The sequence below is a fragment of the Polaromonas sp. P4_F9 genome (genome assembly GCF_056401235.1).
This window is the reverse complement of the sequence record NZ_JBFUJT010000025.1, coordinates 17,609-33,069: the sequence shown is the minus strand read 5'-3', so window position 1 is coordinate 33,069 and position 15,461 is coordinate 17,609. Positions and strand designations below refer to the sequence as shown.

Annotated in this window: 14 protein-coding genes; 3 read left to right on the top strand and 11 right to left on the bottom strand. The window is 61.4% G+C overall.

The annotated features are described in order from the left end of the window. Positions 1–47: 47 nt before the first annotated feature. From AC1DUB_RS20065 to rpsB, 10 genes are all read right to left on the bottom strand, one after another. Entirely contained in the window at positions 48–554 is a 507-nt protein-coding gene (locus AC1DUB_RS20065; RefSeq protein WP_477730971.1) for an OmpH/Skp family outer membrane protein, read from the bottom strand. Further along, positions 554–2,851, bottom strand: a complete 2,298-nt coding sequence (gene bamA / locus AC1DUB_RS20060; protein ID WP_477730970.1) for an outer membrane protein assembly factor BamA — start codon at positions 2,849–2,851, stop codon at positions 554–556. The genes AC1DUB_RS20065 and bamA overlap by 1 nt, the downstream gene beginning before the upstream one ends. A gap of 31 nt (positions 2,852–2,882) precedes the next feature. Continuing rightward, positions 2,883–4,259: an RIP metalloprotease RseP gene (gene rseP, locus AC1DUB_RS20055; protein ID WP_477730969.1), complete on the bottom strand. Its 1,377-nt coding sequence runs from the start codon at positions 4,257–4,259 to the stop codon at positions 2,883–2,885. Position 4,260: 1 nt separating this feature from the next. Then, positions 4,261–5,448, bottom strand: a complete 1,188-nt coding sequence (ispC, locus tag AC1DUB_RS20050; RefSeq protein ID WP_477730968.1) for a 1-deoxy-D-xylulose-5-phosphate reductoisomerase — start codon at positions 5,446–5,448, stop codon at positions 4,261–4,263. Between the two features lie 9 nt (positions 5,449–5,457). After that, the gene (locus AC1DUB_RS20045) at positions 5,458–6,306 is read right to left on the bottom strand and encodes a phosphatidate cytidylyltransferase (RefSeq protein WP_477730967.1); all 849 of its coding nucleotides are present in this window, start codon (positions 6,304–6,306) and stop codon (positions 5,458–5,460) included. Next, complete coding sequence (gene uppS / locus AC1DUB_RS20040; RefSeq protein WP_477718035.1) at positions 6,306–7,046, bottom strand: polyprenyl diphosphate synthase; 741 nt, start codon at positions 7,044–7,046, stop codon at positions 6,306–6,308. The genes AC1DUB_RS20045 and uppS overlap by 1 nt, the downstream gene beginning before the upstream one ends. 27 nt (positions 7,047–7,073) lie before the next feature. Further along, entirely contained in the window at positions 7,074–7,634 is a 561-nt protein-coding gene (frr, locus tag AC1DUB_RS20035) for a ribosome recycling factor (RefSeq protein ID WP_011483606.1), read from the bottom strand. A gap of 75 nt (positions 7,635–7,709) precedes the next feature. Further along, on the bottom strand, positions 7,710–8,420 hold the full coding sequence (pyrH, locus tag AC1DUB_RS20030) for a UMP kinase (protein ID WP_477730966.1): 711 nt from the start codon (positions 8,418–8,420) through the stop codon (positions 7,710–7,712). Positions 8,421–8,483: 63 nt separating this feature from the next. Then, positions 8,484–9,398 carry a translation elongation factor Ts gene (gene tsf, locus AC1DUB_RS20025; RefSeq protein ID WP_477718033.1) on the bottom strand — a complete coding sequence of 305 codons (915 nt, stop codon included), beginning with the start codon at positions 9,396–9,398 and terminating at the stop codon, positions 8,484–8,486. 124 nt (positions 9,399–9,522) lie between these two features. Further along, on the bottom strand, positions 9,523–10,275 hold the full coding sequence (rpsB, locus tag AC1DUB_RS20020; protein WP_477730965.1) for a 30S ribosomal protein S2: 753 nt from the start codon (positions 10,273–10,275) through the stop codon (positions 9,523–9,525). Positions 10,276–10,460: 185 nt separating this feature from the next. On the opposite strand from rpsB, the gene AC1DUB_RS20015 reads away from it, so the two are divergent. The 3 genes from AC1DUB_RS20015 (at position 10,461) to AC1DUB_RS20005 (ending at position 14,866) form a co-directional block, all read left to right on the top strand. After that, entirely contained in the window at positions 10,461–11,834 is a 1,374-nt protein-coding gene (locus AC1DUB_RS20015) for an amidase (RefSeq protein ID WP_477730964.1), read from the top strand. Positions 11,835–11,961: 127 nt separating this feature from the next. Next, positions 11,962–13,221: a D-amino acid dehydrogenase gene (locus AC1DUB_RS20010; protein ID WP_477730963.1), complete on the top strand. Its 1,260-nt coding sequence runs from the start codon at positions 11,962–11,964 to the stop codon at positions 13,219–13,221. 100 nt (positions 13,222–13,321) lie between these two features. Next, a complete protein-coding gene (locus AC1DUB_RS20005; protein ID WP_477730962.1) occupies positions 13,322–14,866 on the top strand; it encodes an NAD(P)H-hydrate dehydratase in 1,545 nt (514 codons plus the stop codon). On the opposite strand, the gene AC1DUB_RS20000 is transcribed toward AC1DUB_RS20005, so the two are convergent. Beyond that, positions 14,863–15,432: a YggT family protein gene (locus AC1DUB_RS20000; protein ID WP_477730961.1), complete on the bottom strand. Its 570-nt coding sequence runs from the start codon at positions 15,430–15,432 to the stop codon at positions 14,863–14,865. The genes AC1DUB_RS20005 and AC1DUB_RS20000 overlap by 4 nt on opposite strands. Positions 15,433–15,461: the final 29 nt, after the last annotated feature.

Here is a 15,461-nt window from a genome sequence, read left to right as displayed (position 1 = left end):
GCGCCTGCCATTTTCACAACGATGCTGGTGGTGAACACACCCCGCAGTTAACGGGAAGCGTTCAGCGCCTTGATCACCTTGTCGGTGATATCGTGCTTTGGATTGACGTACACCGACTCCTGAAGGATCAGGTCGTACTTTTCGGTTTCAGCCAGTGTTTTGACCACCTTGTTGGCACGCTCGATCACCAGCTGCAGTTCTTCGTTCTTGCGGGCGTTCAGGTCTTCCTGGAACTCGCGGCGCTTGCGCTGAAAATCCCTGTCCTGGTCGACCAGTTGCTTTTGACGGGTGTTGCGCTGGCTCTCGGCCAGCGTGGGCGCCTCACGTTCAAACTTGTCCGACAGGGTTTTCAGCTGCGTGGCGCTGTCGTTCAGTTCTTTCTCGCGCTTGCTGAACTCCTGCTCCAGTTTGGTCTGGGCGGCCTTGGCGGAATTGGCCTCGCGGAAAATCCTGTCCAGATTGACAACCCCAACCTTGAACTCCTGCGCACTGGCGGAAAACCCCGCCAATGCGATGACGCAGCCCAGGAAAATTTTGGTTGAAAAATGCTTCATTAGAAAGATGTACCAATTTGGAATTGCAACCGTTCTATTCTATCGCCTGTCATCTTGCGTATTGGCATGGCATAGGCAATTCGCAGGGGGCCCACCGGAGAAATCCAGCTGATGCCGATGCCGGCAGAAGCCCTCAGGTCATTGACGCGATAGCTCTCTTTTTCGCCGAATACGTTGCCCGCATCGACAAAACCGTAAAGACGCAGCGTGCGGTCGTTTCCGGCGCCCGGGAATGGCGCGATAAGCTCGGCATTGAGCGTCAGTTTCTTCGGACCGCCTGTCGCCAGATCCGAGGCATCACGGGGACCCAGGGAACTCTGCTCAAACCCGCGCACCGATCCCAAGCCACCCGAGTAGTAGTTCTTGAAAAGCGGGTAAGGCTGTCCGCTGAGGCCTTTGCCCCAGCCCACCTCGCCGTTCAGCGCGACCGTGAACTGCTTGTTCAGCGGAATGTACTGCTGAACCTGGTAATTGGCGCGCGCAAACTTGATATCGCCCGCAACACCCCAATCCCCATACAAACGCTGGAACCGGCCCGAAGTGGGCACCAGAGCGCTGTCCCGGTTGTCACGCGACCAGCCGACCGTCAGGGGAATGGAGTTGCTCTTGAAGCCGAACTGATTGGCATAGGTCTGGTAGCTCACGGGAAGGTTGGTTCCCGGCACGATCGTCAGGGCCTCGAAACCACTGCCGAAATAAACCGTGTCGTTCTCGGTGAAGGGAACGCCGAAACGGATGCTTGCGCCCCTCGTCTTCAGGCTGTAGTCACCGCCCTGGCCAGACAGCGGCTTGGACGTGCGGTCATACACGTCAATGGTGCGGGAGATGCCATCGGCCGTGAAATACGGGTCGATGGTGCTCAGGACCATCTGACGATTTGACTTGCTGGTATTGACTTCAATACCCAGGTAGTTGCCCGAGCCAAAAACGTTTTCCTGCTTGATGCCGAACAGCAGGGAAACGCTGTCGGCACTTGAATAGCCCGCGCCAAGCTGCAGGTTGCCGGTGGGTTTTTCAACCACGGAAACATTGACATCAACCTGGTCGGCCGTACCCGTCACTTCCTGGGTATCGATATTCACCTCATTGAAAAAGCCCAGGCGGTCAACGCGATCACGCGACAGGCGGATTTTGTCACCGTCATACCAGGAAGACTCAAACTGGCGAAACTCCCTGCGCACCACCTCATCGCGCGTGCGGTTGTTGCCCGACACATTCACGCGCCGCACATAGGCCCGGCGGGACGGTTCCGCCTGCAGCACGAAAGCCACGCGATTATTGACCCGGTCAATTTCAGGCACGGCTTCAACCCTGGCAAAGGCAAATCCGAACGTCCCGAAATAGTCGATAAAGGCCTTCTTGGTCTCGGCCACGGCATCGGCGTTGTAGGCTTCTGCCGGCTTGATGGTGACCAGGGATTTGAATTCTTCTTCCTTGCCCAGGTAATCGCCCTCGAGCTTCACGCTGGAGACCACAAAGCGTTCACCCTCGGTGATGTTGACGGTAACTGCGATGCTTTGCTTGTCTGGAGAGATCGCCACCTGGGTTGAATCGACCTTGAACTCAAGGTAACCGCGCGACAGATAGTAGGAGCGCAGTGTTTCAATATCCGCATTGAGCTTGGCCCGGGAATAACGGTCGGATTTGGTGTACCAGCTGAGCCAGCCGCCGGTGTCAAGGTCAAACAGGCCCAGCAGGGTGGACTCGCTGAACGCCTTGTTGCCGGTGATGTGGATTTCCTTGATTTTTGCCACGTCGCCTTCGACGACGCTGAAGGTCAGGTTCACGCGGTTGCGTTCGATCGGTGTCACCGTGGTGACCACCTCCGCGCCATACAGACTCTTGTTGATGTACTGGCGCTTGAGTTCCTGCTCGGCCTTGTCCGCAAGGGCCTTGTCGAAAGGCTGGCCATCGGCAATGCCAACATCGCGAAGCGCCTTTTTAAGCGCTTCCTTGTCGAATTCCTTGGTGCCGACGAAGTCAACATCGGCTACGGTAGGACGCTCTTCAACAATGACGACCAGCACGTCGCCGTTGACTTCGAGCCGCACATCCTTGAACAGACCGAGCCCGAACAACGCACGAATGGCCGTGGAGCCTTTTTCGTCGTTATAGGTTTCACCGACACGAAAGGGAAGCGAGGCAAAAATCGTTCCAGGTTCAACGCGCTGCAAACCTTCAACTCTGATATCACGAACCGTGAATGGATCAACGGCCCAGGCGGCATTGACAGCAAACAAACCAGCGGCAATGGCACAGACCGCACGAATTTTGAATTTATTTAATTGTTTTTGCATGAAATGTATGAAATTGGCCTGGGTCTTGGTGTTAGCCCAATAGCCGGGTGACATCATTAAAAAGGGCAATACACATCATGCCCAACAGGATCGCAACGCCACCGCGTTGCAGCCGGTCCATCCAGGCATCAGACACGCCTCGACCCGTAATCCCCTCCCAAAGATAATACATCAGGTGCCCACCATCCAGAACCGGCAGCGGCAGCAGATTCAGGACGCCCAGGCTCACGCTGATCAGCGCCAGAAACAGCAGGTAGGCGCTCCAGCCCAGGCTGGCCGACTTGCCGGCGTAATCCGCAATGGTTAACGGCCCGCTCAGATTTTTGAGCGAGGCTTCGCCGATCACCATTTTCCACATCATCTTGAGCGTGAGCAGGGACACTTCCCAGGTGCGAACAACGCCCTGCCACAAACCGTCGAGCGGCCCATAGCGCACCGTCACAAATTCGGGGGGACTCCCCACATAAGCACCTATTCGCGCAACCGCTGCCCCACCCTCCCGCTTGATCTCGGGGGTGACCTGCAGCACCAGCGTCTGGCCGGCCCGCTGGATTTGCCAGTCCTGCGGTGCAATTGCCGGGGCGTTGCCTCTGGAGGACCACGCAGAGCCCCGTATGGCCTCGCGCAGCTGCTGTCCGTCCACAATGGCGGTATCTCCCACGCGCAGGACCACGTCACCCGCCCGCAGACCGGCTTTTTGCGCCGCGCCGCCGTCCATGACCTGGCCGATCACAGGGCGCGTCCACGGTCCCAGAATGCCGATCTTCCGGAATAGCTGGGTATCGGCCTCGGCCGCATCGAGCTTGCTGAGCTCCAGCATGACAGTACGTGACGAGGTGCCCGCCTCGTTTCCCAGCACCAGCTGCAGGTCGCGTCCGTCCAGCGCACCCTGCGTAAGCCGCCAGCGAAGGTCCTCAAAAGAGCGGACCGTCTGCAACTCATCGCCCTCAAAAGCGGCCTGCTGGACGGTCTCGAAACCGCGCAGCCCGGCCCGTTCGGCCAGGGAGCCCGCCACGGGACTGGCGAGAACGGCCTTGGGCTCCTGCAAGCCGCTCCAGTTGACGATGGCGTAAATCAGCACGGCCAGCAGCAGGTTGGCAGCAGGACCGGCGGCCACGACAGCCGCGCGGGCCTTCAGGGGCTGAGTGTTGAAGGCGAGATGGCGTTCGGCCGGATCAACCGGGGCCTCGCGCTCATCGAGCATTTTGACGTAGCCGCCCAGCGGCAGCATGCCTATCGCAAATTCCGTGGGCTTGTTTTTGAGCCGCCAGGTGTAAATGGGCTTGCCAAAACCGATGGAAAATTTCAGCACCTTGATGCCGCAGGCTACGGCCACCCGGTAGTGACCGTATTCGTGCACGGTGATCAGGATGCCAAGAGCGGCCACAAAGGCAAGCAGCGTCAACATGTCATGGCTCCAGACGTTCAATGATTTGACTGGCAACAAGGCGCGCCCGCGCGTCCAGCGCCAGCAATCCCTCGATATCGTTCACGTCTGAGACCGCCACGGCATCCAAAGTTGCATGATTTACATGGTGGATGCGGTCAAAGCGGATCCGCCTCTCCAGGAACGCAGCCACCGCCACCTCATTGGCCGCATTGAGCACCGCCGTGCTGCCCACCGGTGCATTGAGGACTTCCCAGGCCAGCGGCAGCCCCGGAAACCGCTCATGGTCGGGCACCTCAAACGTCATGGTCGCCAGGGTGGTGAAATCCAGCGCCCGGGCACCCGACGTGATGCGGTCCGGCCAGGCAAGGCCATAGGCGATCGGCACCCGCATGTCGGGCGTTCCCAGTTGCGCCACGACTGACGTATCGCGGTACTGCACCATGGAGTGAATAATGCTTTGAGGATGGATCACCACCTCGATCTGCTGCGGTGTCAGGCCGAACAGGTACTTGGCTTCGATGACCTCCAGGGCCTTGTTCATCATGGTGGCGGAATCAACCGATATCTTGCGCCCCATCACCCAGTTCGGGTGCGCGCACGCTTCATCGGGCGTCACATGCCGCAGACTGCCCGGCTCCCGGGTCCGGAAAGGCCCGCCGGACGCTGTCAGGATGATTTTCTCGACGCGTTGCGGCCAGCTGGCCGGATCTTCCGGCAGGGACTGGAAAATGGCCGAATGTTCGCTGTCGATCGGCAACAGCTGCGCGCCGCCCGCGTGAACCGCCTGCATGAACACTTCGCCACCGACCACGAGCGCTTCCTTGTTGGCCAGCAAGAGGCGCTTGCCCGCCCTGGCGGCGGCCATACAGGGCGCCAGGCCGGCCGCACCCACAATGGCGGCCATCACAGTATCCACCAGCTCATGAGACGCAATCATGTCCAGCGCATCCGGCGCCCATAAGACCTGGACGGGAAGCTGATTTTCCTTGACCTTTTCAGCCAGCAGGCGGGCATGTGGCTCGCTCACCATGACGGCATACTGCGGCCTGAACTGCATGCACTGCGCCAGCATCAGGTCGGTCTGGGTTGCCGCGCTGAGCGCAAACACCTCGAAGCGCTCCGGATGGCTGGCAATCACGTCAAGCGTGTTGACGCCAATGGAGCCGGTTGAGCCCAGAACAGTGATACGCTGCTTTTTGAAAGACATGCAACAAGCCTAAAGAGTGGCCAACATCATGGCCAGCGGCAGGGTCGGCAACAGGGCATCGACACGGTCTAGCACCCCTCCGTGGCCAGGCAGCAAGGCGCTGGAGTCCTTCACGCCCGCACTGCGCTTGATCAGCGACTCGACCAGGTCGCCCACCACGCTCATGGCCGCCAGAAAAACCACCGCCAGCAGCATCACCATGATGCCATGGCGTTCCATCAGGCGGGCATACAGCGTCTGACCAGCGCCAGCACCTGAGGCACCCAAGGTCACCCAGGCCAGCGACAAGGCCACCACACCCGCCATGCCGCCCCAAACGCCCTCCCAGCTTTTGCCAGGGCTGATGGAAGGCGCCAGCTTGCCCTTGCTGAACTTGCCGCCAAAAGTGCGCCCCGCAAAATAGGCAAAGATATCGGCTACCCAAACCAGCAGCAGCACCGACAGCAGAAAATTGACACCGATCACACGGGCCTGGGCCACTGCCAGCCAGGCCAGCCAGAGCGCCAGCAAGCCACCCACCAGGCGCACGGCCGTCGGAATGCGGGGCCAGCCAGCCACACCATTGCGCAACAGCCAGGCACCGGCCAGCACCCAGGCCGCACCCGCGGCGGCCCACAGCAGGGGCAAAGGTTTATCGAGCAGGCCGCCGTACCAGGATAGCCCGCAGGCCAGCACACACAGCGCCGCAAGCCCCACCGAGCCGCCCTGCCCCAACGCATTCAGACGGCCCCACTCCCAGGCGCCGGCGGCCATCAGCGCCAGTGCCACAACGCTAAAAGGTACGGGTGTCTGGTAGAAAAGCGCGGGCAACAAGATGGCCAGCAGGACAATTGCCGTGATCACACGCTGCTTGAGCATCAGGCGGCCTTTGGAGTAGTTTTTTTGCCGCTCCCGCTGACCTGCGCCGAAGTCTGGCCAAAACGGCGCTCACGGGTGCGAAAAACAGCAATCGCTTCGTCGAGCGCAGCTTCATCAAACTCAGGCCAGAGCTTGTCCGAAAAATGCAGTTCGGAGTACGCAGCCTGCCACAGCAGAAAATTGCTGATACGCAACTCGCCGCCCGTGCGAATCAGCAGGTCGGGATCGGGCACATGAGCCAGCGCCATGGCGCGGTCCAGTGCGAGCTCGGTGATCGGTTCTCCCCTGCTGGCCAACTTTTGCGCCGCCTGCGCGATGTCCCAGCGCCCGCCATAGTTGAAGCACACGTTGAAAATCAGGCGATGGTTGCCCGAAGTCAGGTGTTCGGCCTGGGCCAGCCCAGCCTGAACTTTTTCCGAGAGCCGCTGGCGGTCTCCCACGAAATGCAGCCGCACCCCGTTGGCGTTCAGATTGGGAACCTCACGGGACAAGGACAGGACCAGCAGTTCCATCAGGCTGGACACTTCCTCGAACGGCCGGTTCCAGTTTTCCGATGAAAACGCAAAAACCGTCAGCACGGCAATGCCGCGCTCCAGGCAGGCGCGGACACAACGGCTCAGCGAATCTACGCCCTGCTTGTGCCCGGCGATACGCGGCAAAAACCGTTTGGTCGCCCAGCGACCATTGCCATCCATGACGATGGCCACGTGGTGCGGAACAGTGGGAGGGGGGATGGCCATGGTCAATTCAGGCCAGACACGATGGTGTCAAACCGCCATGATGTCTTGTTCCTTGCCGGCGACCAGTTTGTCAACCTCGGCAATGAAACGGTCGGTGAACTTCTGGATTTCATCCTGCGCGCGGCGCTCGTCATCTTCCGACACCAGTTTTTCCTTGAGCAATTTCTTGACGCCCTCATTGGCATCCCTGCGCAAGTTGCGAACGGCCACCTTGGCGTGCTCGCCCTCTGCCCTCACGACTTTGGTGAGCTCCTTGCGTCGCTCTTCGGTCATGGCCGGCATGGGGACGCGAATCAGGTCGCCCTGCGCCGCAGGGTTGAGCCCGAGGTCTGAGTCGCGGATGGCCTTTTCGATTTTGGCGCCCATGCCTTTTTCCCACGGCGAAACGCTGATGGTGCGGGCATCCAGCAGGGACACATTGGCCACCTGGCTGATGGGCACCATGGAGCCGTAGTAGTCCACATGAACGGTGTCCAGCAAGCCAGGGTTGGCGCGGCCGGTGCGGATTTTCGTCAGGCTGTTTTTGAACGAATCCACYGACTGCTGCATTTTTTGCTCTGCATTCTGCTTCACTTCAACAATGCTCATGGTCGAATCTCCGGATTGTTATCTGCAAAAAGTCCAAGAAGTATGAAAACACGGCCGATGGCCGGGGAGCCGGGATCAAACGTGAACCAGGGTTCCTTCGTCCTCACCCTGCACCACGCGCTTGAGCGCTCCGTGCTTGAAAATACTGAAAACCTTGATCGGCAGCTTCTGGTCGCGGCACAGGGCAAACGCTGTAGCGTCCATGACTTCGAGGTTCTTGCCCATCGCCTCATCGAAAGTGATGTTGGCGTAGCGCGTGGCCTGTGGATCCTTCTTCGGATCCGCCGTATACACGCCATCGACCTTGGTCGCCTTCAGGACGATTTCAGCCCCAATTTCGGCGCCGCGCAGCGCAGCGGCCGTGTCGGTCGTAAAGAAAGGGTTGCCTGTGCCGGCCGCGAAAATGACGACCTTGCCTTCTTCCAGGTACTGCAGCGCCTTGGGCCGCACATAGGGCTCGACCACGCGCTCAATGCCAATGGCCGACATGACGCGGGCAATCAGGCCCGCCTTGTCCATGGTGTCGCCCAGAGCCAGCGCGTTCATCACGGTCGCCAGCATGCCCATGTAGTCTGCTGTCGCCCGATCCATGCCGACCGAGCCACCCGCAACGCCACGGAAGATGTTGCCGCCGCCGATCACCACCGCCACCTGGACACCCATGCGGGTGACCTCGGCAATTTCTTCCACCATGCGCACGATGGTGGCGCGGTTGATGCCAAAGGCATCGTCCCCCATCAAGGCCTCACCTGACAGTTTTAACAAGATCCGCTTGTAGGCTGGCATGTGAGGGCTCTCCGTAATTGGGTTGATCTGAAGTTTAGCGGCCTTCCGGCAGGGCTGAGTTGCTTAGGCCGCTTTGGCTGCAGCTATCTGGGCCGCAACTTCGGCAGCAAAGTCGTCCGCCTTTTTCTCGATGCCCTCGCCCACCACGTACAGCGTGAAGGACTTGACCGTGGTGGCGCGCTCCTTGAGCATCTGCTCAACCGTCTGCTTGTCGTTCTTGACAAAGCTCTGGTTATACAGGCTGACTTCTTTCAGGTACTTCTGCACGCCGCCATCGATACGCTTGGCAACAATTTCAGCGGACTGAACCGGCTTGCCTTCGGCCTGGGCCTTGGCCGCGTCTTCAGCAGCCTTGGCAGCCGCCACCGAACGCTCCTTGGCGACCAGGTCAGCGGGAACATCCGCGCTGGACAGGGACACCGGCTTCATCGCGGCCACATGCATGGCAACGTCCTTGGCGGCAGTTTCGTCACCGTCAAACTCGACCACCACGCCAATGCGCGTGCCGTGCAGGTAAGAGGCCAGCTTGCTGCCGGCAAAACGCTTGAAACGGCGCACGCTCATGTTCTCGCCGATCTTGCCGATCAGGCCCTTGCGCACGTCTTCCACCGTCGGGCCAAAACCGTCGAGCGACAGGGCCATGGCGCCAATGGCGTCCACATCAGCCGGATTGTTCTTGACGATGCCCTCAGCCACGGCCTGGGTAAAAGCCAGGAAGCTGTCATTCTTGGTCACGAAGTCGGTTTCGCAGTTGATCTCGACCAGCGCACCAATGCCGCCTTCACTGTGATAGGCGATCACGCCTTCAGCAGTCACGCGGGAAGCGGCCTTGCCGGCCTTGTTGCCCAGCTTGACGCGCAGGATTTCTTCGGCTTTTTCGAAGTTGCCTTCGGCTTCGGTCAGTGCTTTTTTGCACTCCATCATGGGAGCGTCGGTTTTGGCGCGCAGTTCAGCGACCATGCTTGCAGTAATTGCCATTTTGATTCTCCGTTTGTCGTGTTGACAGGGGCGCGGCGACAAAGCCACGCCCTTTTTAATGCTTAAGTTGTGAAAAAGGGGCTACGCGAGCCCCTTTTTCGCGTCTGGCGCAGCGCCGAAACTATCAGTTCGCTGCGTTTTCCACTTCCACAAACTCATCAGAGCTCTCGCTGGAGACCGCCTTGACGACGTCGTTGACGGCGTTGGCACGGCCTTCGAGGATTGCATCGGCGATGCCGCGGGCATACAGGGCCACAGCCTTGGACGAGTCGTCGTTGCCGGGGATCACGTAGTCGATGCCAATCGGGGAATGGTTGGAGTCAACCACGCCGATCAGGGGAATGCCCAGCTTCTTGGCTTCCAGGATCGCGATTTTGTGGAAGCCCACGTCAATCACGAAAATAGCGTCCGGCAGTGCGTTCATGTCCTGAATGCCGCCGATGTCTTTTTCCAGCTTTTCAATTTCGCGCTTGAAGGTGAGCTGCTCTTTTTTGCTGATGGAATCAAGGCCGGCTTCCTGCTGGGCCTTCATTTCTTTCAAGCGCTTGATCGAGGTCTTGACCGTCTTGAAGTTGGTCAGCATGCCGCCCAGCCAACGCTGGTCAACATAGGGAACACCGGCGCGCTTGGCCTCGGTAGCGACGATTTCGCGGGCCTGGCGCTTGGTGCCAACCATCAGGATGGTGCCGCGGTTCGCGGACAGCTGCTTGGCGAATTTCATCGCATCCTGGAACATCGGCAGCGATTTTTCCAGGTTGATGATGTGAATACGGTTGCGATGGCCAAAAATGTAGGGGGCCATCTTGGGATTCCAGAAGCGGGTTTGGTGACCAAAGTGGACGCCAGCTTCCAGCATTTCACGCATGCTTGTCGACATATAAAACTCCAAAGGTTGTGTCTAAAATCAGCGCTTATCGCCCGTAATATCTCTTTTTCCGAGATCTTCCGGGCAACACCTTGAGTGGCTGATTTGCGATTGACTTTGCGAACAACAAAATCGTCATTTGCAAAGCCTGTCGAGTATAACACCCTCCTGCCCCGCCCTCTTACCCACTCACCCAGATGCACACCTCCAGCGCTCTTCCCGCCGACATTCACGTCACGCGCCACGCCCTGAGAACGGGCCAGACCAGCCCACCGGAGATCCTCGAGCGCGCCGCCAGCATCGCCCAAAGCGAGGTCTGCCGGCACGTATTCATGCCGGGCAGCCTTGCAGCCAGCCCGCTTTTGACCGCCAAAACACCCCAGGCCGAGCCTGTCGGAGCGGCCTTCAATGAGCCGGCTCTGCCCTTGGCCGGCATTCCCGTGTCAATCAAGGACCTGTTTGACGTGGCCGGCCAGACCACCGCCGCCGGCTCGACCGTGCTCGCCAACGCCCCACCCGCCGCTGAAGACTGCCCCGCCGTTGCGCGGCTGCGAGCGGCAGGTGCCGTGATTGCCGGCCGCACCAATATGGTGGAATTTGCCTTCTCGGGCGTGGGCATCAACCCGCATTACGGCACCCCTGTCAATCCGGCAGACGCCGCCACAGAGCGGATCCCGGGCGGCTCCTCGTCAGGCGCCGCCGTGTCGGTTGCCACCGGGGCGGCCATGGTGGGGCTTGGGTCGGATACGGGCGGTTCAATCCGCATCCCGGCGGCGCTATGCGGCATTGTGGGTTTTAAAAGCACGGCGCGTCTGGTACCAACCAGCGGCGCCCTGCCGCTATCCACCAGCCTGGACACGGTATGCGCCCTGACACGTTCGGTACGCGACGCGGTCACCGTGCATGAGGTACTGGCGGCGCGCGCCGTGAGGCTGGCCGGCAAGCCCCTGTCCGCCTGCCGGCTCGCGGTGGCCCGCACCCAAATGCAGGATGGCCTGGACAGCACCGTCGCCAATGCGTTCGAGCGGAGCCTGCGTGTGCTGCGCCAGGCCGGTGCGTGCATCGAGGAAATCGCACTCGAAGAAATCAGCGAACTGCCGGCCATCAATGCGACCGGGGGCCTCTCGGCTGCCGAGAGCTATGCATGGCACCGGACGCTGATCGCCGCGCATCAGGCCGAGTACGACTCCCGGGTAGCGCTGCGCATCCTGCGCGGCGCCCAGATGAGCGCGGCCGACTACATTGACCTTGTCGCCGCCCGCCGGCAATGGATCATCCGCATGGAAGCCCGGCTGGGCGGCTTTGACGCGGCACTCTCTCCCACCGTGCCCCTCGTGGCGCCGGCAATCGCCAGCGTGCTGCACGATGACGAGGAATTCTTCCGGGTCAATGGGCTTTTGCTCCGCAATACGGCCGTGGTCAACATGCTCGACGGTTGCGCGATTTCGCTGCCCTGCCACACCCCCGGCCAGTTGCCGGTTGGCCTGATGCTCTGGCACGCAGCGCTGCACGACGACCCGGTGCTGGACCTGGCGCTGCAGGTCGAGACGGCCCTGGCTGCTTCACTGTAAAAACAGTCGCTGGCTGGCCCCGCTATATTGGGCTTGCAGCCCGCTTTACCGATAAAACAATGCACACCAAGATTTCCCGCCATCTCATCGCCCTCACCATTACCYGTGTTGCCCACGGCATGTCCGCATGAGGGTGGCTGTCATCGGTGCCGGCATCATCGGCATCACCACCGCCTATGAACTGGCGGCAGACGGCCACGAGGTGACCGTTATTGAACGTCGGAGCGCCGCAGCGGAGGAAACCAGCTTCGCCAACGCCGGTGTCGTGGCGCCGGGGTATGTCACACCCTGGGCCGCACCAGGCATGCCGGGCAAGGTCATCCGCTACCTGTTCAGCCGCCACGCCCCCGTCAAGCTCGGCCTGCCGCTTTCGCGCCGCGACATCGCCTGGATGTGGAAGTGGTCTCGCGCCTGCAAACTGGAAAGCTACCTGGCCAACCGCGCTCGGCTGCAGCGCCTGGCGTTTTACAGCCGCGAAAGGCTGCATCAGCTCACGGAGGAACTGAAGCTCGAATACGACGGCAGCCCCGGGTACATGGTGCTGCTTCGCTCTGAAAAAGACAGCAAGCTGGTGCAGCCTGGTCTGCAGATGCTGCGCGAGGCTGGCGTGGCGTTCAGGGAAATCGGTGCTCACGAGGTGCGCCAGATCGAACCCGCGCTCAACCCTGACACCGCTTTTCTGGGCGCGGTGCATCTGCCCGACGATGAAGTTGCCAATTGCCGGCAGTTTGCCCTGCTGCTGAAGAACGAAGCCCAGCGCATCGGTGTGGATTTCGTATTCAACACTGCGGTAGCCCGACTGGATACTACCCAACCAGCTACGCTTTTCATAGCAGGAGACAACACACCGTACCGCTTTGACTCCATCGTCATATGCGCCGGCCTGGCCTCCGCTGAGCTGCTTCGACCGCTTGGCCTGAACATTCCGATGACTGCCGTCTATGGCTACTCCATCAGCGCGCCTATCCGCGAGCCGCTCAATGCGCCGCGCAGCGCGCTGATGGACGAGCGCTACAAGGTAGCGATTTCCCGCCTGGGCAACCGCGTGCGCGTGGCGGGCAGCGCCGAAATCGGAGGCTCGCTTGACCACAAGCGAGCCTCCTCCATCCAGACCTTGTACAAGGTGCTGCAAGACTGGTTTCCCGGTGCGGCCCAGCTCTCCAACAAGGGGGCCAGCGTGCAGGAATGGAAAGGCGCCAGGCCGATGCTGCCCGATGGCCCGCCCATCATCGGCGACAGCGGCATTCCCGGCCTCTGGCTCAACCTGGGCCATGGCTCCAGCGGCTGGGCACTGAGCTGCGGCAGTGCGCGGGCGCTGGCCGACCTGATGGCAGGCAGGCCCGCAGACATCGACATGCAGGGGCTGGACATCAGCCGTCTGGGCTGAAAGCGCAGGACGGCCAGCGCCCGTCCATGCCGACTCCTTTTGTCTGAAAGTATCAACCGCGAACGCCATAAGACCGCACAATCATCCGATGCACCATCCGATGCAGAAAATCACCAGCGCCGTCAGCCAGCCGCTTTACAGCGTGGCAGCCACCCGCGAGCTTGAGTTGCACGCAGCGGCCGGCCTGACCCCGCACACGCTGATGCAGCGGGCAGGCCTCGCGGTGGCCCGCCTTGCGCTGGCGCTGGCTCCGCATGCGCGGCGCATCTGGGTCGCCTGCGGACCCGGCAACAACGGTGGCGACGGCTTCGAAGCCGCCCTGCACCTGCACCAGTGGGGCAAGACGGTGGTCGTCACCTGGACCGGCCTGCCGCCCGGAAAAACCAGCCTGCCGCCGGATGCCGATGCCTCCCGACAGCGGGCCCTTGCGGCGGGCGTTCCGATGTCGGCTCAGCCCCCGGAGGATTTTGATTTCTGCATCGATGCCCTGCTGGGTATTGGCGCCCGGCTGGAGCCGGCTCGCGCTGGCACGGGCTTGATGCAGCAATGGCTGGATGCGATGCAAGCCAGCGCCGCGCCACGGTTGGCCGTGGATGTACCGACCGGGCTGGATGCTGATACGGGCACCACAAACGCTGCAAAACCAATAGCACACGGCTCGCGTTTCGCCACGGCAAATGATCTTTTCACCTTGAGCCTTTTGACACTCAAGCCAGGCCTGTTCACCGCCAGCGGGCGCGACCTGGCCGGCCAGGTCTGGTTCGATGATCTGGGGGTTGCAGCTCCCCCCTCACTGGCGACAGTGCCTGACGCCTGGCTTCTGGGCGCGGATCGGGCGGCGCAATCCGCGCGAGCGGGTGCGGCCCACGCCAGCCACAAGGGCAGCTTTGGCGATGTCGCCATCGTGGGCGGTGAATCCGCCTCCGGCAGGCATATGACGGGTGCCGCCCTGCTGGCCGCCCGAGCGGCACTGCATGCGGGCGCCGGCCGGGTGTATGTGGCCCTGCTCGCCGGCGTCGGCGAGGTCTCCCTGAATGTTGATCCGGCGCAGCCAGAACTCATGTTCCGCAGCCCCGAAGCGCTGAACCTGAAGCAGCAGGTCGTGGTGTGCGGGTGCGGTGGAGGCGAAGCGGTCAAACCCGTCTTGGCCAAAATTCTGTCAGCCGCCCCGCAGGTCGTACTGGACGCTGACGCGCTCAATGCGATTGCCGGGGACCCACAGCTGCAAACCCTGCTGAGTGCACGCCATTACCGCGGGCACAGTACGGTGCTGACGCCTCATCCGCTGGAGGCCGCGCGTTTGCTCGGCACGACCACCTCCGGGGTGCAGACCGACCGCCTTGCGGCGACCCGGCAACTGGCCAGCCGGTTTCAGTGTGCTGTGGTACTCAAGGGCTCGGGCAGTGTCATCGCCGCGCCGGGCCAGCCCCCTTTTATCAACGCGAGCGGCAACGCCTTGCTGGCCACCGCGGGCACCGGCGATGTGCTGGCAGGCATGATCGGAGCCGCCATGGCAGGTGGACAAGGCCCTTTTGAAGCGGCCTGCTGTGCTGTATTTACCCATGGAAACCTGGCCGACGAATGGGTCACCCGCCGGCCGGGCGTGACGCTGACTGCGTCGGCGCTGGCGGGCAACGCCCGCTAGACCAGCACCATCAAGCCGATTTGCAGTACCAGCAGCAGTACCAGTGCTGACAGGTCCAGCCCACCGACGGTGGGAATCACACGCCGCAGCGGCGTTAACAGCGGCTCGGCAAGGCGGGCCAGCAAGCCATACGCCGGTGAGCCGGGCTGAATCCAGGACATGATGGCATAGCCCAGTACCAGAATAAACAGCGTCTGCAACGCCACCCGGATCAGCATCTTCAGCGCAAACGCCAGAAGGCTCAGGAAGGCTGCGGGCCCCAACGCAGAGGCCCAGGAGGTCGCGCCAAGCACCACACCAAACAGCAGCCCCCACAGCAGGGCGTAGCCCAGCGCCAGCAAGGCGGCGGCCAGCACACTCGCCCAGTCCACCCGGGACCGGGTCAGCGCCTTGGGCAGCGCACGCCGCAGCGGCTTGACCAGCCAGTCCGTCACCGCCATGACAAAGCGGCCCGGCTGTGCGCTCATGTTGACCCTCACCCAGTTCATCCAGGCGCGCAAGAGCGCGGCGGCGATCAGCAGGAAGAAAAATGTCTCAAGCAGGAAGGCCAGAATGCGGATCAGCATAAATTTTGGGGCGAGCCAAAAGGATTAAA